The organism is Hydrogenophaga sp. ANAO-22 (assembly GCF_042466645.1).
Taxonomy (GTDB): domain Bacteria; phylum Pseudomonadota; class Gammaproteobacteria; order Burkholderiales; family Burkholderiaceae_C; genus Hydrogenophaga.
This window is the reverse complement of the sequence record NZ_CP159956.1, coordinates 5186097-5203785: the sequence shown is the minus strand read 5'-3', so window position 1 is coordinate 5203785 and position 17689 is coordinate 5186097. Positions and strand designations below refer to the sequence as shown.

Genomic DNA, 17689 nt, shown 5'->3' with positions numbered 1-17689 from the left:
TGTTGTGGGTCCGACGCCGGGCAGGGAAGCAGATACGGGGGCGCCTGCGGCAGGATAATGGCTGGCGCAGACACAACACCCAGCATTGTAAGGACGCGGCCCACATGCCCAATCGAACGGTCTTCTTCATCTCGGACGGCACCGGCATCACGGCCGAAACCTTCGGCAACGCCATCCTGAACCAGTTCGAGGCCACCATGCGCCGGGTCCGGCTGCCTTTCCTGGACAGCGTGGACAAGGCGCACCAGGCGGTGCGCCAGATCAACCACGTCGCCGACGTCGAAGGCAAGCGACCGCTGGTGTTCACGACGGTGGTCGACATGGACGTGCTGTCGGTGTTCCGCACCCAGTGCAAGGGCGTGCTGCTGGACATGTTCGGCACCTTCGTCGCCCCCCTGGAGCACGAACTCGGCATCAAGTCCAACCACCGCGTGGGCCGTTTCTCGGACGCCTCCAAGAGCCAGGCCTACCACGACCGCATCGAAGCCATCAATTTTTCGCTGGCCCACGACGACGGCCAGAGCCACAAGGACCTGGAGGGCTCGGACGTGATCCTGGTCGGTGTGAGCCGCAGCGGCAAGACGCCGACCTCGCTCTACCTGGCGATGCAGTATGGTCTGAAGGCGTCGAACTACCCGCTGATACCGGAAGACTTCGAGCGCCGCCAGCTGCCCCCTGCCCTGGTGCCGCACCGCAAGAAGATCTTCGGTCTGACGATCGCGCCCGAGCGGCTGAGCGAGATCCGCAACGAGCGCCGGCCCAACTCGCGCTACGCGCAACTCGACAACTGCCGCATGGAAGTGGCCGAGGCCGAGGCCATGATGCGCCGCGAAGGCATACGCTGGCTCTCGACCACCACGAAGTCGATCGAGGAAATCGCCACCACGATCCTGCAGGAGATCCGGCCCGAGCGCCTGGAGTACTGAGGGCTCGGCTCGGGCGCTGTCAGAAAGACGTCAGCCAGTGCCCGAAAAATGGGCTGGCGGGCCCTGCCCGTTCCCGCCCTCCCCTGCCTTCACGGCAGACGCCAACACCTATTCGAGACATGATCAAGATCTTCATCGCCTTCGTCATCTTCGCCGCCGTCGCCCTCTTTGCACTCATGAAGGGTGGCGACATCGACATGGGCGGTGAGAAGCACGGCATGGATGCACCGCACACCGAGCAGGCGGCGCCTGCCGCACCGGCAGCGGCACCTGCCGCGCCCGCGCCGGCCGAACAGCCGAAGTAAGCCAGGAACAAGGCGCGGGTCAGCCCCGCGTCAGCCAGAGGTCAGTGCACCGTAAGTGCCAGGTCCTACGCTCCATGTCACCCGAAATCAACCCGAGAGACATGCATGGACGAGAGTCTGGTTCAACGGATCGCGAGCAACCCCGCTTACCTTCAACTCAAGGCCAAACGATCGCGCTTCGGCTGGTGGCTGACGCTGGCGATGATGGTCGTCTACTACGGCTTCATCCTGCTGGTGGCCTTTGACAAGGCCTTGCTGTCGCGGCTCACAGGCGATGGCGTCATGACCGTCGGCATCCCGCTGGGCTTTGGCGTCATCGTCTTCACGATCGTCATCACGGCGGTCTACGTCAAGCGCGCCAACACCGAGTTCGACGAACTCTCCGCGGCCGTGGCCAAGGCGGTGCGGAAATGAGGCGCGTGCTCACCCTGCTGGCCCTGGCCAGCGTGTCCGTCGCGGCCTGGGCCGCCGGCGCCGACCTCGGCCAGGCCGACAAACAGGCCACCAACTGGACCGCCATCGGCATGTTCGGCCTCTTCGTGCTGGGCACGCTGTACATCACCAAATGGGCGGCCGCCAAGACCCGCTCCGCGTCCGACTTCTACACCGCCGGCGGCGGCATCACGGGCTTCCAGAACGGCCTGGCCATCGCGGGCGACTACATGTCGGCGGCTTCGTTCCTCGGCATCTCCGCGGCGGTGATGGCCTCGGGCTTCGACGGCCTGATCTACTCCATCGGCTTCCTCGTGGGCTGGCCCGTCATCACCTTCCTGATGGCCGAGCGCCTGCGCAACCTGGGCAAGTTCACCTTCGCCGACGTGGCCGCGTTCCGCTTCCAGCAGGCGCCCATCCGCATCTTCGCGGCCTCGGGCACACTGGTGGTGGTCGCGTTCTACCTGATCGCGCAGATGGTGGGTGCGGGGCAGCTGATCAAGCTGCTGTTCGGCCTGGAGTACTGGATCGCCGTGGTGATCGTGGGCGCGCTGATGATGGTCTACGTGCTCTTCGGCGGCATGACCGCCACCACCTGGGTGCAGATCATCAAGGCCTGCCTGCTGCTCGGCGGCGCGTCCTTCATGGCCTTCATGGTGCTGCTGCACTTCGGCTTCAGCCCCGAGGCCATGTTCGCTGGCGCGGTGAAGATCAAGACCGAACTCGCGCTCAAGGACGGCAAGGTGGCCGAGGCCGCGGCCTCCATCGGGCAGTCCATCATGGGCCCGGGCAACTTCGTCAAGGACCCGATCTCGGCCATCAGCTTCGGCATGGCGCTGATGTTCGGCACCGCCGGCCTGCCCCACATCCTGATGCGTTTCTTCACCGTGCCCAGCGCCAAGGAAGCGCGCAAGTCCGTGATGTGGGCCACCGGCTGGATCGGCTACTTCTACCTGCTGACCTTCATCATCGGCTTCGGCGCCATCACCTTCGTGCTGACCAACCCGCAGTTCCTCGATGCCAAGGGCGGCCTGCTCGGCGGCAACAACATGGCGGCCGTGCACCTGGCCAGCGCCGTGGGCGGCAACGTGTTCCTGGGCTTCATCTCGGCCGTGGCCTTCGCCACCATCCTGGCCGTGGTGGCCGGCCTCACGCTCTCGGGCGCCTCGGCCGTGTCGCACGACCTCTATGCCACCGTGCTGAAGAAAGGCAAGGCCGACTCGGCCGCCGAGCTGCGGGTGTCCAAGATCACCACGCTCTGCCTGGGCGTTGTCGCGGTGGTGCTGGGCATCGCCTTTGAAAAGCAGAACATCGCCTTCATGGTCTCGCTGGCCTTCGCCATCGCGGCCTCGGCCAACTTCCCCGTGCTCTTCATGAGCGTGCTGTGGAAGGACTGCACCACCAAGGGCGCGGTGATCGGCGGTTTCCTGGGTCTGGTGTCCTCGGTGGCCCTCACCGTGGTCTCGCCCTCGGTCTGGGAAGCCACGCTGGGCAACCCCAAGGGGTCGGCGCTGTTCCCGTACACCTCGCCGGCGCTGTTCTCGATGGCGATCGGTTTCGTCGGCATCTGGCTGTTCTCGGTGCTGGACAAGAGCCAGCGCGCGCGGGTGGACCGCGCCGGTTTCCTGGCCCAACAGGTGCGCTCGGAAACGGGCATCGGCGCTGCGGCGGCCGCCGCGCATTGAGGGGCAGAAGCCAGGCCGAGGCGCCGCCTCGGCTCTGGCTTCGTCGCATCAGGCCGCGACGGCCTCGGCCGGTGCCACTACCGGCTGGCGGATCAGGTGGTCGAAGGCGCTGAGCGCGGCCTTCGAACCCTCACCGGCGGCAATCACGATCTGCTTGTACGGCACCGTCGTGCAGTCACCCGCCGCGAACACGCCGGGCACGTTGGTGTGGCCCTTGGCGTCCACCACGATCTCGCCGAAGCGGCTCAGCTCCACCGTGCCCTTGAGGAACTCGGTGTTGGGCACCAGGCCGATCTGCACGAACACGCCTTCGAGTTCGACGTGCTTCACGTCGCCGCTCGCGCGGTCCTTGTAGCTCAGGCCATTCACCTTGCCGTCGGCGCCGGTGATCTCGGTCGTCTGCGCATTCACGTGGATGTCCACGTTGCGCAGGCTCTTGAGCTTGCTCACCAGCACGGCGTCGGCCTTGAGCGCATCGGCGAACTCGATCAGCGTCACGTGCTGCACGATGCCAGCCAGGTCGATCGCGGCCTCGACACCCGAGTTGCCACCACCGATCACCGCCACGCGCTTGCCCTTGAACAGCGGACCGTCGCAGTGCGGGCAGTAAGCCACACCCTTGTTGCGGTACTCGGCCTCGCCGGGCACGTTGACATTGCGCCAGCGCGCGCCGGTGGACAGGATCACGCTGCGCGCGCTCAGCACCGCGCCATTGGCCATCTGCACCTGCACCAGGCCGTTGGGCTCGCTCGCCGGGATCAGCTTGTCGGCGCGCTGCAGGTTCATGATGTCCACGTCGTAGTGGCGCACCTGCGCTTCGAGCGCGGCGGCGAACTTCGGGCCGTCGGTTTCGAGCACACTGATGTAGTTCTCGATCGCCATCGTGTCGTTGACCTGGCCGCCGAAACGCTCGGCCGCCACGCCCACGCGGATGCCCTTGCGGGCGGCGTACACCGCCGCCGCGGCACCAGCCGGGCCGCCACCGACGATCAGCACGTCGAACGGGTCCTTGGCGTCGAGCTTCGCGGCTTCGCGCGCATCGGCGTTCACGTCCAGCTTGCCGACGATCTCTTCCACCGTCATGCGGCCCGAACCGAACACCTGGCCGTTGAGGAACACGATGGGCACGGCCATGATCTCGCGCGCCGTCACCTCGTCCTGGAAGGCACCACCTTCGATGACCGTGGTCTTGATCTTAGGGTTCCGGATCGCCATCAGGCTGAGCGCCTGCACCACGTCCGGGCAGTTGTGGCAGGTCAGGGACATGTAGACCTCGAAATTGAAGTCACCGTCCAGCGCCTGGATCTGTTCGAGCACGTCCTGCTCGACCTTGGGTGGGTGGCCGCCGGTCCACAGCAGGGCCAGCACCAGCGAGGTGAACTCGTGGCCCAGAGGCAGGCCGGCGAAGCGCAGCGAAGTGTCGCTGCCCGCGCGCTGCAGGGTGAACGAAGGCCGGCGCGCATCCTGGCCGTCGGTCTTCAGGGTGATCTTGTCGCTGCGCAGCGCCTGGATGGTCTGCAGCAGATCAAGCATTTCGCGGGAGCTCTCAGAGTCGCTCAAGGAAGCGACGATCTCGAAAGGTTGTGTCACGCGCTCGAGGTAAGCGCCGAGTTGAGCCTTGAGGGTGTCGTCCAACATGTTGTGTTTCCTTTATCTAAGCGACTTTGAGAACCGGCCTCCTCAGGGATTGAAAGGCGGCCAGGGGTCCACCCGGCGGGCCTTCTGGGCCCGCGGGTTCTTCGACGTGCAACCGGAGAGGCTGGGCCTCATCGCGGATGGAACGCAGGATCAGATCTTGCCGACCAGGTCCAGCGAAGGAGCGATGGTCTTGGCGCCTTCGTTCCACTTGGCCGGGCACACTTCGCCGGGGTGGGCGGCGGTGTACTGGGCGGCCTTGAGCTTGCGCAGCGTTTCCTTCACGTCACGGGCGATCTCGTTGGAGTGGATCTCGGCGGTCTTGATCGTGCCTTCGGGGTTGATGATGAAGGTGCCGCGCAGCGCCAGGCCTTCTTCAGGAATGTGCACGCCGAAAGCGTTGGTCAGCACGTGGGTCGGGTCGCCCACCAGCGGGAACTTGGCCTTGCCCACGGCGGGCGAGGTTTCGTGCCACACCTTGTGCGAGAAGTGCGTGTCGGTCGTGACGATGTAGACCTCGGCACCGGCCTTCTGGAATTCGGCGTAGTTCTCGGCCGCGTCTTCCACTTCGGTGGGGCAGTTGAAGGTGAAGGCAGCGGGCATGAAGATCAGCACCGACCACTTGCCCTTCAGCGTCTCGTCGCTGACGTCGATGAACTTGCCGTTCAGAAAGGCCGTGGTCTTGAAAGGCTGGACGGTGGTATTGATCAGGGACATGGTTTTCCTTGGGTTGGGGTTGAGAAAGAGGCGGCGATCAGAAAGGGTTTTCCGTATCGCCATGGGGTGAATGATAGCAAATACCTACCAATCCTCGGGATTGATAGTGTTTATCCACCCGATAGCTTTTCTTGTTGCTGTGCAACAACTCGCCCGATGAGGGCCGTTCGTGTTTACCACATTCCGGCGACAGCACCGTTTCGGCGAGATTTCAGAGGGCAAACCGCGTTCCCGCCGGAAGCTTTACGGCAAGCACCGAACGAGCTATCACAAAAAAATTATCAAAAACTTAACAAGAATGGTTTTCATTTGTAATAATAAGAAAAGTAGCCAGCCAGCCCCTCCCCAGCCCCGTCCCTTGTGTGATGCGCGCGATACCGAGTGGATGCATGCCAGCCAACTCCATCAACGCATGCATACGTAAGGATTTTCGATGTCGAGAGCATCCACCCCGTCGGCTGGCCAGCGCGGCGTTTCGTCGGGCTACCGCTTCCCCTTGCAAGCCACCGCCGTGGCCTGCAGCCTGTACGCGCTGAGCCTGGGCGCGGCCCACGCCCAGCAAGCCGAGGGCTCGCTGTCCGAAGTCGTGGTGTCGGCCTCCGGTTTCGAACAAGACATCAAGAAGGCGCCCGCCAGCATCACGGTGGTGTCCCGCGAAGCCCTGGAAACCAAACGCGCCAGCAGCCTGGCTGAAGCGCTCGCCGATGTGGAAGGCGTGGACGTCGGCAACGACGTTGGCAAAACCGGCGGCATGAACATCAGCATCCGCGGCATGCCTTCGGACTACACCCTGGTGCTGGTGGATGGCCGCCGTCAGAACGCCGCCGGCAACGTGACCCCCAACGGATTCGGCGAGACCTCCACCAGTTTCCTGCCGCCCATCAGCGCCATCGAGCGGATCGAAGTCATTCGCGGCCCGATGGCCACGCTCTATGGTTCCGATGCCATGGGCGGCGTGATCAACATCATCACGCGCAAGGTCGGCAAGACCTGGGCCGGTGCGGTCAACCTGAACGGCACCGTGCAGGAAAACCGCGATCGCGGCGACAGCCTGGGCACCAATGTCTATCTGAGCGGCCCCATCAAGCAAGACATGCTGGGTTTGACGCTTCGCGCCAGCTCCTTCAAGCGCTCGGCGTCCGAACTGGAGCCCACTGGCAACGCAGGCAACACCACCATCAGCACCCGGGGTCCCAGCCCGGTGAAGGCGGACATCGACACCCTCGGCGCTCGCCTGACGCTGACGCCGAACAGAGATCACGAAATCTACCTGGACCTGGACACCGCGCGGCAGGTGTACGACAACTCATCGGCGCAGCTCGGCACCCTCGGTGTGCAAGGCTACACGGCGAAGCAGAAGTTCAATCGCGAGCAGACGGTGCTGGCCTACAACGCCAACCTCGGCTTCGGCAAGCTGGAAACCAGCCTGACCCGAAACGAAACCGAAACCATCGGCCGCACGATCCCTTCAGGCACCCCCGGCAAGGCGCCGGGCAGCGCGCGCACGCTGACGGCGGAAAACACCATCCTCGACGCCAAGCTGATCACTGCCGTGGGTGAATCGCACCTGCTGACGGTGGGCGCCCAGTACTGGGACGCGGAGATGATCGACGGCGTGGCGCCCGCACCGTACACCCACACGCAGTGGGCCTTGTTTGGCGAGGACGAGTGGCGCCTCACGCCTGCCCTCGCGCTCACCCTGGGTGCGCGCTACGACGACCACAGCCAGTTCGGCGCGCAGTTCAGTCCGCGCATCTACACGGTCTGGGATGCCACCGACAACTGGATCGTCAAAGGCGGTGTGAGCCGTGGCTTCAAGACCCCGCGCCTCGATCAACTGGCCGATGGCATCACCGGCTTTACGGGTCAAGGCACGCGCCCCACCATCGGCACGCCTTCCCTCAAGCCAGAAACCAGCACGTCGTACGAACTCGGCACGATGTTCGATGACAAGAAGGGCTTCACGATCGGCGGCACCATCTTCTTCAACCAGTTCAAGGACAAGATCGCCACAGGCAGCGGCTTGCTGAACTGCAGCTTCGCGGGAGCCCCCAACCGCCCCGGGTGCGTGAACTATGGCAATTGGCCCGCCGTGGACACCTATGGCCAGTCGGTGAACGTGGACGAAGCGGAAACACGCGGCTTTGAGCTGTCCACCCGCGTGCCGCTGGCCAAAGGCCTCAACGCCACCGGCAACTACACCTTCACCCGCAGCGAGCAAAAGAGCGGCGCCAGCGCAGGCCAACCCCTGTACAACACCCCGAAGCACATGCTCAACGCCAAGCTCGACTGGAAGATCGACGAGAAGTTCTCGACCTGGGTCAGTGCCGAGTACCGCAGCTCGCGCTGGCGCGACGACACCTCTGCCACCGGCAGAGCGGCCCGTGCAGTCCTGGGTGACTACAAGGCGACGACCCAGTTCCACCTGGGCGGCAGCTACCGCCTGAACAAGTCGGTGACCTTGGGCGCCACGATCTACAACCTGTTCGACAAGGACTTTCTGGAGTACGCCCAGTACGCGCCCAACGCGTATGCCGCGCGCTACAACAACATGCTCGAAGGCCGTCGCCTCTGGCTGACAGCCAACGTCACCTTCTAACCCCCGTTTCTGCCATCGGGCGTGCAAGCGCCAAGACCGTTCGGTCTTGGCGCCTTTCGTCGTTCCTGACGCCAATTCACAACAAAATGGAAAAATTGTGAATAGGAATGATTTTTATTTGTGATAATCCCGGCCGAAGCCAGCCAAAGCCCCCGACGACCTGCCGTGCCCTTGCACCGAGCCGGTGCGATGTGGACGCCTGCCAGCCAACACACCATCGCACCGCAAGGACTCATCAATGGCCCATATCCGCAGCCGCAAGCACAGCAAACCCGTCCACCTCCTGGCCCTCCTGGCCGCATCCGTTCCTGCCGCCGGCATGGCGCAGCAGACCACCACCCTGCCCACGGTGACCGTCAAGGAAGCCCCCGAGGTGCCGTACAAAGCCGACAAATCGGCCAACGAAAAGATGACGGCCCCGCTGGTGGACACGCCCAAGACCATCCAGATCATCAAGAAGGAAGTGCTGGAAGAGCAAGGCGCGGTCACGCTGATGGAAGCCCTTCGCAACACCCCCGGCATCACCATGCAGATGGGGGAGAACGGCAACACCTCGGCCGGCGACACCTTCCAGCTGCGCGGCTTCTCGCTGCAGCAGAACACCTTCGTCGACGGCATCCGCGACCTCGGCGCCGTCACGCGCGACACCTTCAACCTGGAACAGGTGGAGATCGTCAAGGGCGCGGCCGGTGCAGAAACCGGCCGTGGCGCTGCGTCGGGCTTCATCAACCTGATCTCCAAGCAGGCCCACCTGGGTGATGAAAGCAGCGCCTCCGGCACGGTCGGCACCGCCAGCCGCAAGCGCGCCACCGTCGATCTGAACAAGCAACTGAGCGAAACCTCCGCCTTCCGCCTGAACGCCATGGTGCAGGACAGTGGCGTGGATGGCCGCGACTATGTGGAAAACAAGGGTTACGGCGTGGGCCTGTCCTACGTCACCGGCCTGGGCACGCCCACCCGTGTCCACCTCTTCAGCCAACACCTGCGCCAGGACAACGTGCCCGATGGTGGCATTCCCGCCATCGGCTACGCCGGCTACACCACGGCCATTGGCCCAAAGGTTCGCCGCGAGAACTTCTACGGCAGCGTGAACGACCGCGAAAAGGTTGACGCCGACATGTTCACTGTCAAGGTGGAGCACGATCTCGGCGAGCGCACGACCATCCGCAACACCACACGGTACGGCCGGACAACCATGGACCGCACGCTGACCGGCGTGAACACCGGCAACACGGGCATCTCGACCGCAGGGCCGCAGTCTGCCTGGACCGTGAACCGCTCGCGCCAGCGCGTCGACCAGGAAAACAGCATCCTGGCCAACCAGACCAGCGTGAATACGGCGTTCAACACGGGTGGCGTGCAGCACTCGTTGGCGGCTGGTGTCGAGCTGTTGCACGAAAAACAGAGCAGCTTTGACCATGGCACGGCGACGGCGCCGGCAGCAAACCTCTACAACCCGAATCCGTTCGAAACCATGGGCAACTTCGGCGGGCGCACCGGTGGTATCACGGGCGGCACGACCAACACCATCAGCGTGTACGCGTTCGACGACGCCAAGCTCAACGACCGCTGGTCGATCAACGGCGGGGCCCGCATTGACGTCTACAAACTGAACACCGACAACGTCACCGCAGCGGGCGTTCGCACCCTGCTCGAAGACTCGCGCAGCCTGGTGAGCTGGAGCGTCGGCAGCGTCTACAAGCCGGCGGAAAACGGCAGCGTTTACGTGTCGTACGCCACCTCGGCCACCCCGCCCGGCACCAGCAACTTCCAACTGAACACGTCGACCACCAATCAAGCCAACTCGACGCTGGATCCGCAAAAAACGGATACCGTCGAACTGGGCACGAAATGGGAACTGCTGAACAAGCGCCTGAACGTGGCCGCGGCCGTCTTCCGCACCGAGAACGATGGCCAGACCTCGCAAGACGCTGTGACCGGGCAGACGTTCCAGTACGGCAAAACGCGTGTGCAAGGTCTTGAGCTGTCGGCAGTGGGCCAGATCACCAACTTCTGGCAGATCACGGCCGGCCTGGCCAAGACCAGCACGAAGGCGCTCAGTCAGCGCTCGCGCAACGCCACCACCGGCGTGGTCACGGTCACCGACGGCGTGCGCTGGTCGCCCGACCTGACCGCCACCGTGTGGAGCTCGTACCAACTGGACAAGCTGACGCTGGGCCTGGGTGCTCGCTACACCTCCGAGCAAAAGCGCGTCGTCACCGTGGGCGGCACGGGCAATGTGCCCAACATCCCCTCGTCCTGGGTCGCCGACGCGATGGTCGCCTACCAACTCACCGACAAGGTCAGCCTGCGCCTGAACGTCTACAACCTGTTCGACAAGGAATACCTGATGGCCCTGAACAACGGTGGTGGCCGACTGGCGCTGGGCCTGCCCCGCTCCGCTGCGCTGACCGCCAACGTCAAGTTCTGATCCCGACCACCCGTCAGAACGCTACCATCGAAAAGGCCCGCCCCATGGCGGGCCTTTTCCCGTTTCAGGAACCCTGTCCATGCTGCTGCACATTCCCCAGGTCCTCACACCGGCCGAAGTGGCCGAGATCCGCCAGGTGCTCGACACCCAGGGCTGGGTGGACGGTCTGCGCTCCACCGGTCCGCAGGCGGCCAACGTCAAGCGCAACCTGCAGCTCGACACCGCGTCCCCCGTGTTCGCGCCGCTCTCGCAGCGCATCGCGCAGGCGCTGCAGCGCCATCCGCTGTTCGTCTCGGCCGTGCTGCCAGCCACCATGCTGCCGCCGATGTTCAACCGCTACGAAGGTGGTGGGCACTATGGCAACCACATCGACAACACGATCCAGACCGACCGCTTCAGCGGCCAGAAGGTGCGCACCGACGTGTCCACCACCGTGTTCCTCAGTTCACCCGACGAGTACGAAGGCGGCGAGCTGATCGCCGAGGACAGCTTCGGCACGCACGAGATCAAGCTCGATGCGGGCGACGCGATCGTCTACCCGTCCACCAGCCTGCACCGCGTGGAGCCGGTGACCAGCGGCGTGCGCGTGGCCTCGTTCCTCTGGACGCAAAGCCTGGTGCGCGACGCGTGGCGGCGCTCGATGTTGTTCGACCTGGACATGACCATCCTCAAGCTGCGCAACCAGCTGGGCGACACCGCCGAGGTGGTCGCCCTGACCGGCCACTACCACAAGCTGTTGCAGCAATGGGCAGAGACTTGATCCCCCCGCGCCGGATACGCCACCCGGTTCAATACACGTCGCGGCGGTAGCGACCGTCGGCGGTGAGCTGCTGCAGCGCCTCTTCGCCCAGGATGGTCCGCAGCGTGCCGTTGACTTCGCCGGCCATGCCTTCAAGGCTGCCGCACACGTACACCGCAGCACCCTGCCCGACCCATTCCTTCACGTCCGCTGCGGCCTCGGCCAAGGCGTGTTGCACATAGCGCCGCTCGGTCTGGTCGCGCGAGAACACCCAGTCCACACGGCGAAGCCAGCCATCGCGCTGCCAGGCGTCGATCTCGTCGCGGTAGTGCGCGTCGCACGCCGCGTTGCGTTCGCCGAACAACAACCACATGGGCACCTGCCCCTTCCCCGCCGCAATGCGCGCCCGCATGTGCGCGCGCAAACCCGCCAGGCCCGTGCCGTTGCCAATCAGGATCAACGGACGCTGAGCGTTGTCACCAATGCGAAAACCGCCATGCGAGCGCACGCGCAGCGTGACGGTGTCGCCGGTCTGCGCAGCTTGCGTCAGCCAGCCCGAGGCCAGGCCGGGGCTGCCGTCGGCGCGGCGCGTGCGGCGCACCAGCAGGTGCACGGCGCCGTCCTGCGGCACGGAAGCGATGGAGTAGTCGCGCGGTTCGCCCGGCGCGGTGGGCACCTCCACCTGCACCAGGTCGCCCGCCTGCCACTCGGGCAACGCCGCGCCGGCCTCAGCAGGCACCAGTTCCAGGTGATGCACCTCCTCGCCCGCGCTGCCGGGGTTGAGGTGCTGGCGCGCGCGCAGCCGCCAAGGCTGCAAGGCCGGTGCCTCCCAATCCGGCAGGTCGCTGGTGCCGGCCAGGTGCGCGAGGTGCTGGCGCCAGCGCTGCAGCGCGTCGGGATCGCTCTTGTCCACGTCGATGCGCTCGAACAGGGCCTGCGCGCCGCGGTCCATCAGCCACTGGTCCAGCTGGCGGCCGAAGCCGCAGAAGTGGGCGTAGGTCTTGTCGCCCAGCGCGAGCAGGCCCACGTGCAGGTGCGACAGCGTCACACCCGCGTTGGCCATCACCTGCCGGGCGAACAGCACGGCGCTGTCGGGCGGATCGCCCTCGCCGTAGGTGCTCGCGATGCAGAGCAGGCGATCGGCCTGCTGCAGGTCGGCCAGGCTGATCTGGCTCAGCGGCGCCAGGCGCACCGGCACGCCCGCCGTGTGCAAGGCCTGCGCGGTCTGCAAGGCCAGCTCTTCGGCCTGGCCGGTCTGGCTCGCGTACGCCACCCACCACGCGGGCACACCGGGCGTGGCCGGCAGCAGCGCATCCACCCGGCGCTGCGCGGCGCGCTGCCGGTTGCGGTGCTGCCAGGCGATGGCGCCGCACAGCAGGGCGTAGCACAGCAGCGTGGCCAGGGCGTAGAGCCATTTTTCGCTGGTCATCCGGCGAGTTCCTTCATCGCGGGTGTGAGGGTTTCGGTCAATCGGCCATCGGGCTCGCGCTGCACGAACAAGGCCGCGATGCCGTGCGCGGTGGCCAGGGCCAGGCCCTGCTCTCTTCCGAGCACGGTCAGCGCGGTGGACCAGGCATCGGCCCACAGGCATTCGGTGTGCAGCACGCTCACGGACGCCAGACCATTCGCCAGCGGCCGGCCGTTGCGCGGATCGATGGTGTGCGGCCAGCGCGCGCCATCGTGTGTGTACACGCGCCGGTAATCGCCCGAGGTGGCGACGCACAGCCCATGCAGGGCCACACGTGTGGTGGGCAGCGGTGCTTGTCCAGGCGCGGTGGGCGGCGATTCGAGGTCCACCCACCAGGGTTGGCCACCCAGCCGCAGGCCCTGGCCCCGCAGCTCGCCCCCCACCTCCACCAGGCTGTGGGGCAAGCCCATGCCGCTCAACCGCCGCGACACCCGGTCCACCGCATAGCCCTTGGCAATCGCCGAGAAGTCCAGCCGCACGCCACCGGGCTGGTGAAGCTGGCGGCTGGCCGCCTGCCATTGCAGGGCGCGCCAGTCGTTGAGCGCCAGGGCGTGCTGCACCGCGCCCTCCGTGGGAGGGGCGAAGCCAGGGTCGGTGTAGCGCGGGCTGGGGCCGAAGCCCCAGAGGTTCACCAACGCGCCCGCAGCGGGGTTGAACGCGCCGCCGGAAATCTCGGCCAGCCACAGGGCCGCCGCCAGCACCTCGGCCATGGCCTCGGGCACGGTGTGCCACGTGCCGGCCGGGGCGCGGTTGAAGCGCTCCAGGTCGGCGCTCTCCAGCCAGGTGCTCATCTGGGCCACGACCAGATCCAGCTCGTCCTGCACGGCGACGCGCACCATCTCGCTGGGCGAGGCACCGGCCGCCACCCACCGCACCTGCCAGGTCGTGCCCATGGTCTGGCCGTCCAGGCAGTGTGCCTGGGCACCCAGCATGGGCATCGAAGCATCCAGCTCCAGGGGCACCAGCACACGGTTCATGTTGCGTGGGTCAGAAAACCAAAAAACAACCCCAGCCATCTGCATGGTCTGGGGCATGCCGGCTTGCGCCGGGGCATCAACGGGGCAGGACTTCCAGCGTCAGGCTGTAGCCCGAGCGGCGGACCGGCTCGGCCAGCGTGCCTGCCGGGCCCGTGGGCGCGGGACGCGGTGCGTCGGCGGCAGGGGCTGCGCCCGCGGCGGCAGGCGCAGCGGGGCCACCGGCGCCAGGACCACCAGCGCCGCCGGGACCGCCCATGCCAGGCGCGCGCGGCGGCGCGATGTTCACCCAGTACATGCCGGCCGCCGGCCACTTCACCTTGATCTCGCCCTTGTCGTCGGTGGTGGTGCGGATTTCACCCAGCTCGCTGCGGTAGCGCAGGCCGGCCAGGATGACGGTGGCCGCGTAACCGGCCGCGGGCTTGCCGTTGTCGATGAAACGGAAGGTGGCGGTGTCGCCTTCCACCAGATCGTTCGGGTGCGTCACCGGCACCAGCTCGATGCCCCGGCCCGTGGGCTTGAGGGCTTCGGTGGTGGGCTTGCCGGAGGTCACGAAGGTCTCCACGCGGTTCTGCGACTGGCTCACGCGCAGGTCTTCCGCATTGGCAGGGATTTCCTTGGCCAGCGACTCGGCGGTGCCGCGCAGGCGCTTGCTCTCGGTGCCCACCTTGAAGCTGGCGATGAGGGCGTCGTTCACCAGCGCGAGGCGGTAGGTCCCGGGTTTGTCGAGCTTCACGTCGAACATGCTGCGGTAGCGGCCTTTGGCTTGGTTCTCGGCCTGCACCGGCTGGCCATCGGGACCGATCACCACCAGGTTGTCCAGGCCGGCGGCGTTGTGCTCGTAATAGAAGATGTCGTTGGAGACAGCGGCATCGACCGACACCCAGGGCAGCTGGCCCGAGTAGATGGTGCCCGAGGGCAGCAGCCAGGAGCGGTGCGCATGCACGGCCGCCGGCAGGGCCAGCACGGCCGCGGCGGCCAGGGTGAGAACGCGGGCGCGAACGGTGGTGGTTTTCATGAGGGTCTCCAGTCGGGTCAGGGTTTGACGGTGACGCTGATCGCGCCGAGTTCGTGTTCGCCACGGGCTTGGGTGGTGGTGGCGGCCTTGGGCGGCCACACAAACGGCACCTTCACCACTTCACGGCCACCCACTTCGCGCGCGGCTTCGAGCACGAGGCTGTATTCACCCGGGGCCAGCTTGCCCAGCGCGGTGCTGTCGGCGAACTGCACCGACTGCTCGCCGGGCGCGCGCGTGGCGCCACTGATGCCGTCCACCGGCATCGTGAGCTCGCGGCCGCTCTTGCGCCACCAGGCGCGCATGTCCTTGAGCCACTTGGTGCCCTCGTTGTTGCGCATCTTGATGTCGTACCAGACCGCGAGGTTGCCCGCGAAGGACTGGTCGTTCTTCTCGATCCAGATCGCCACATAGGGGCGGTGGTACTCCGCCACGGTCAAGCGCGGAATCTCGACTTTGAGCGCCATGTCGGCGGCCAGGGCGGGGAAGGCAAACCCAGCCGCGGAAATGGCGGTGGCGTATCGGATCAACATGGGAACGCAGCTCCTTCGGCAGTCAATGGATGAACAGGATCACGAGCAACAAGGGAATCACCAGGCCCGCGCCCACCATGGGCCAGGTCGTGGGGCGGCTTGTCGCGTGGAACTTGAGGATGAACAGGCCGGTGATGCAGAACACCAGGCAGGCCACCGAGAAGATGTCGAGAAACCACTTCCAGGCCAGGCCGGTGTGGCGGCCCTTGTGCAGGTCGTTCAGGTAGGAGATCCAGCCCCGGTCGGTGCGCTCGTACTCCACGCTGCCCGACTCGCGCTCGATGCGCAGCCAGGCATCGCCACCGGGGCGCGGCAGCGAGAGGTAGATCTCTTCGGGCGACCATTCGGCGGTCGTGCCCGGCAGGGGCACGTCCAGCGCCTCGGCCAGCCAGCGGTGCACCTCCGGCGGCAGCACCGCGTTGTCCGGCTCGTCGTCCTTGGGCGCGAGCGCCGTCTGCAGTTCGGCGGGCAATTGCACCAGCTTCTGCTGCACCTTGGGAGCGGCCGCGATGTCGGCCGCGTGGTTGAGGGTGATGCCCGTGAAGGCGAACAGCAGCATGCCGATCAGGCACAGGGCCGAACTGATCCAGTGCCACTGGTGCAGGGTCTTGAGCCAGTAGGCACGGTTGGACGCCGCTTGGGCGGCTGGGGGGTTCTTCACGGGAGTAGAGACAACGCAGAAACGGATCGGAAGCCAACGGAAGGCAGGACATCGCGAGGGCGGAAACCGCCTGCGCTCATCAGTCTGAGAATTATAACTATTCTCATTTAGAAAGACACTCGCACCCCCATAAAAATGGCGGGCTCGTGCTCTTCTTTTTCAGGAAAGCGGGGGTGGCGGGCCGGCCCAGTCGCCGCCCAGGGCCTTGTACAGGTCCAGCGCGGCGGTCAGGCGCGAGAGGCTTTGCGTGGCCAGGGCGTCCAGGGCGGCGAACAGGGTGCGCTGCGCGTCCAGCACCGAGAGCAGATCGCCACTGCCCTCGCGGTACCGCAGTTCGGCCAGCTGCAGCGAGCGGCGCGCCTGCGCCACCACCTCGCGCTGCAGCGCTTCCTGGCGCTCGCTGCGCGCCGCGTTGCCCAGGCCGTCATCGACCTCCTTGAGCGCGGTGCGGATGGCCTTGCCGTAGTTCTCGATCAGCACCACGCGCTGGGACTCGGTGCTGCGGATCTGCAGGCGTTGGCGCCCGCCATCGAAGATCGACTGCGCCAGCGAAATGCCCAGCGACACGCTGCGCGTGGGGTCGGCCAGGCTGATCAGGGCCGAGGTGCCCAGGCTGCCCGACGCCGACAGCGACAGGCTCGGCAGCAGCGCCTTGCGCGCGACTTCCACGTTGGCATCGGACGCGGCCAGTTGCGCTTCCGCGGACGCCAGATCGGGGCGGCGCGTGAGCAGCGAGGACGGCAGGCCCGGCGACAGCGCGGGCACACGCAGCTGCGTGAACTCGCCCGCTTCAGGCGCGTAGCCTTGCGGCACGCGCCCCAGCAACAGCGCGAGCGCGGTGGCGGTCTGGCGCTGCTGCAATTCGATGGGCAACAAGGCCGTGCGCTGCGACAGCACCGTCGTGCGCTGTTGCGACACTTCCAGCGCCGTGGCCACGCCGTTGCGCTGGCGCGCTTCCACGATCGCCAGCACGCGCTCGGCGATGGCCAGGTTCTCGCGCGCGATGCGCAGGCGCTCGGCGGTGTTGAGCCACAGGAAATAGTTGTTGGCCACGGCCGTGAGCAGCGTCAGGCGCGCGGTCTTCCAGTCGTACTGGCTGGCCTGGAACGAGGCCTCGCCCGCGCGCACGCCGGCCGCGATGCGGCCCCAGAGATCAACCTCGTAGCTGACGGACAGGCCCGCGCTGCTCGACTCGCGGGAGGTGGACGCGGTGCCCGGCGCGTCGGTCCGGCCCGCGGTGCTGCCCAGGCTGCCGTTGACCGACGGCAGGCGCGAGACGCCCGCCTGCTGCAGGGCGATGTCGGCCTGGCGCATGCGTTCGATCGCGATGCGCAGGTCCGGGCTGCCGGCCTGCGCCTCTTCGATCAGGCGCTCCAGCGGCTGCGAGCCGAAGGACTGCCACCAGGCGGTGGTCAGCTGCGGCGCGTCGGTCGCGGGCAGCGCGGGCACGAAGGCGGCGGGCATCTCGACCACCGGCCCACGCGCCGGCTCGGTGCTGGCACAGGCCTGCAAGGCCAGAACGGCGGCCAGGACCAGCGGTTTGGCCAAGGGGAACGTTGACGGTTTCAT

General features: G+C 66.4%; 15 protein-coding genes. 7 read left to right on the top strand and 8 right to left on the bottom strand.

What is annotated here, in order from left to right; all coding sequences use genetic code 11:
* Nucleotides 1-104 precede the first annotated feature (104 nt).
* From ABSY19_RS25220 to ABSY19_RS25205, 4 genes are all read left to right on the top strand, one after another.
* Nucleotides 105-926, top strand: coding sequence for a pyruvate, water dikinase regulatory protein (locus tag ABSY19_RS25220; protein ID WP_291111404.1), 822 nt, complete (start codon nt 105-107; stop codon nt 924-926).
* Nucleotides 927-1045: 119 nt separating this feature from the next.
* Nucleotides 1046-1231: a hypothetical protein gene (locus ABSY19_RS25215; protein WP_382156951.1), complete on the top strand. Its 186-nt coding sequence runs from the start codon at nt 1046-1048 to the stop codon at nt 1229-1231.
* Between the two features lie 105 nt (nt 1232-1336).
* Nucleotides 1337-1645 carry a DUF485 domain-containing protein gene (locus ABSY19_RS25210; protein ID WP_382156949.1) on the top strand — a complete coding sequence of 103 codons (309 nt, stop codon included), beginning with the start codon at nt 1337-1339 and terminating at the stop codon, nt 1643-1645.
* Nucleotides 1642-3348 carry a cation acetate symporter gene (locus tag ABSY19_RS25205; RefSeq protein ID WP_382156947.1) on the top strand — a complete coding sequence of 569 codons (1707 nt, stop codon included), beginning with the start codon at nt 1642-1644 and terminating at the stop codon, nt 3346-3348. Before ABSY19_RS25210 ends, ABSY19_RS25205 begins: the two co-directional genes overlap by 4 nt.
* 48 nt (nt 3349-3396) lie before the next feature.
* On the opposite strand, the gene ahpF is transcribed toward ABSY19_RS25205, so the two are convergent.
* A complete protein-coding gene (ahpF, locus tag ABSY19_RS25200) occupies nt 3397-4986 on the bottom strand; it encodes an alkyl hydroperoxide reductase subunit F (protein ID WP_382156945.1) in 1590 nt (529 codons plus the stop codon).
* Nucleotides 4987-5136: 150 nt separating this feature from the next.
* Nucleotides 5137-5700 (bottom strand): alkyl hydroperoxide reductase subunit C, encoded by a 564-nt coding sequence (gene ahpC, locus ABSY19_RS25195; protein WP_291111412.1) that lies wholly within the window; start codon nt 5698-5700, stop codon nt 5137-5139.
* A 433-nt stretch (nt 5701-6133) separates the two neighbouring features.
* Between ahpC and ABSY19_RS25190 the strand changes: the two genes are divergently transcribed.
* The 3 genes from ABSY19_RS25190 (at nt 6134) to ABSY19_RS25180 (ending at nt 11490) form a co-directional block, all read left to right on the top strand.
* Nucleotides 6134-8299 carry a TonB-dependent receptor domain-containing protein gene (locus tag ABSY19_RS25190; RefSeq protein ID WP_382156943.1) on the top strand — a complete coding sequence of 722 codons (2166 nt, stop codon included), beginning with the start codon at nt 6134-6136 and terminating at the stop codon, nt 8297-8299.
* A 238-nt stretch (nt 8300-8537) separates the two neighbouring features.
* The gene (locus ABSY19_RS25185; protein ID WP_382156941.1) at nt 8538-10730 is read left to right on the top strand and encodes a catecholate siderophore receptor Fiu; all 2193 of its coding nucleotides are present in this window, start codon (nt 8538-8540) and stop codon (nt 10728-10730) included.
* Nucleotides 10731-10809: 79 nt separating this feature from the next.
* Nucleotides 10810-11490, top strand: coding sequence for a Fe2+-dependent dioxygenase (locus ABSY19_RS25180; RefSeq protein WP_382156939.1), 681 nt, complete (start codon nt 10810-10812; stop codon nt 11488-11490).
* 28 nt (nt 11491-11518) lie between these two features.
* Here the strand turns inward: ABSY19_RS25180 and ABSY19_RS25175 are convergent, their stop codons facing one another.
* From ABSY19_RS25175 to ABSY19_RS25150, 6 genes are all read right to left on the bottom strand, one after another.
* Nucleotides 11519-12898 (bottom strand): sulfite reductase subunit alpha, encoded by a 1380-nt coding sequence (locus ABSY19_RS25175; protein WP_382156937.1) that lies wholly within the window; start codon nt 12896-12898, stop codon nt 11519-11521.
* Nucleotides 12895-13914, bottom strand: a complete 1020-nt coding sequence (locus ABSY19_RS25170) for an FAD:protein FMN transferase (protein ID WP_382156936.1) — start codon at nt 13912-13914, stop codon at nt 12895-12897. Before ABSY19_RS25170 ends, ABSY19_RS25175 begins: the two co-directional genes overlap by 4 nt.
* 76 nt (nt 13915-13990) lie before the next feature.
* Nucleotides 13991-14929 (bottom strand): DUF4198 domain-containing protein, encoded by a 939-nt coding sequence (locus tag ABSY19_RS25165; protein WP_382156934.1) that lies wholly within the window; start codon nt 14927-14929, stop codon nt 13991-13993.
* A 17-nt stretch (nt 14930-14946) separates the two neighbouring features.
* A complete protein-coding gene (locus ABSY19_RS25160) occupies nt 14947-15459 on the bottom strand; it encodes a DUF2271 domain-containing protein (protein WP_291118744.1) in 513 nt (170 codons plus the stop codon).
* A gap of 22 nt (nt 15460-15481) precedes the next feature.
* Complete coding sequence (locus ABSY19_RS25155) at nt 15482-16120, bottom strand: PepSY-associated TM helix domain-containing protein (RefSeq protein ID WP_291118746.1); 639 nt, start codon at nt 16118-16120, stop codon at nt 15482-15484.
* A 159-nt stretch (nt 16121-16279) separates the two neighbouring features.
* Nucleotides 16280-17689, bottom strand: coding sequence for an efflux transporter outer membrane subunit (locus tag ABSY19_RS25150; RefSeq protein WP_382156932.1), 1410 nt, complete (start codon nt 17687-17689; stop codon nt 16280-16282).

Bases quoted from the DNA above. Each gene is read 5' to 3' on its own strand.
- ABSY19_RS25220 (WP_291111404.1), top strand. From the start codon at position 105: ATGCCCAATCGAACGGTCTTCTTCATCTCGGACGGCACCGGCATCACG.
- ABSY19_RS25215 (WP_382156951.1), top strand. From the start codon at position 1,046: ATGATCAAGATCTTCATCGCCTTCGTCATCTTCGCCGCCGTCGCCCTC.
- ABSY19_RS25210 (WP_382156949.1), top strand. From the start codon at position 1,337: ATGGACGAGAGTCTGGTTCAACGGATCGCGAGCAACCCCGCTTACCTT.
- ABSY19_RS25205 (WP_382156947.1), top strand. From the start codon at position 1,642: ATGAGGCGCGTGCTCACCCTGCTGGCCCTGGCCAGCGTGTCCGTCGCG.
- ahpF (WP_382156945.1), bottom strand. From the start codon at position 4,986: ATGTTGGACGACACCCTCAAGGCTCAACTCGGCGCTTACCTCGAGCGC.
- ahpC (WP_291111412.1), bottom strand. From the start codon at position 5,700: ATGTCCCTGATCAATACCACCGTCCAGCCTTTCAAGACCACGGCCTTT.
- ABSY19_RS25190 (WP_382156943.1), top strand. From the start codon at position 6,134: ATGTCGAGAGCATCCACCCCGTCGGCTGGCCAGCGCGGCGTTTCGTCG.
- ABSY19_RS25185 (WP_382156941.1), top strand. From the start codon at position 8,538: ATGGCCCATATCCGCAGCCGCAAGCACAGCAAACCCGTCCACCTCCTG.
- ABSY19_RS25180 (WP_382156939.1), top strand. From the start codon at position 10,810: ATGCTGCTGCACATTCCCCAGGTCCTCACACCGGCCGAAGTGGCCGAG.
- ABSY19_RS25175 (WP_382156937.1), bottom strand. From the start codon at position 12,898: ATGACCAGCGAAAAATGGCTCTACGCCCTGGCCACGCTGCTGTGCTAC.
- ABSY19_RS25170 (WP_382156936.1), bottom strand. From the start codon at position 13,914: ATGAACCGTGTGCTGGTGCCCCTGGAGCTGGATGCTTCGATGCCCATG.
- ABSY19_RS25165 (WP_382156934.1), bottom strand. From the start codon at position 14,929: ATGAAAACCACCACCGTTCGCGCCCGCGTTCTCACCCTGGCCGCCGCG.
- ABSY19_RS25160 (WP_291118744.1), bottom strand. From the start codon at position 15,459: ATGTTGATCCGATACGCCACCGCCATTTCCGCGGCTGGGTTTGCCTTC.
- ABSY19_RS25150 (WP_382156932.1), bottom strand. From the start codon at position 17,689: ATGAAACCGTCAACGTTCCCCTTGGCCAAACCGCTGGTCCTGGCCGCC.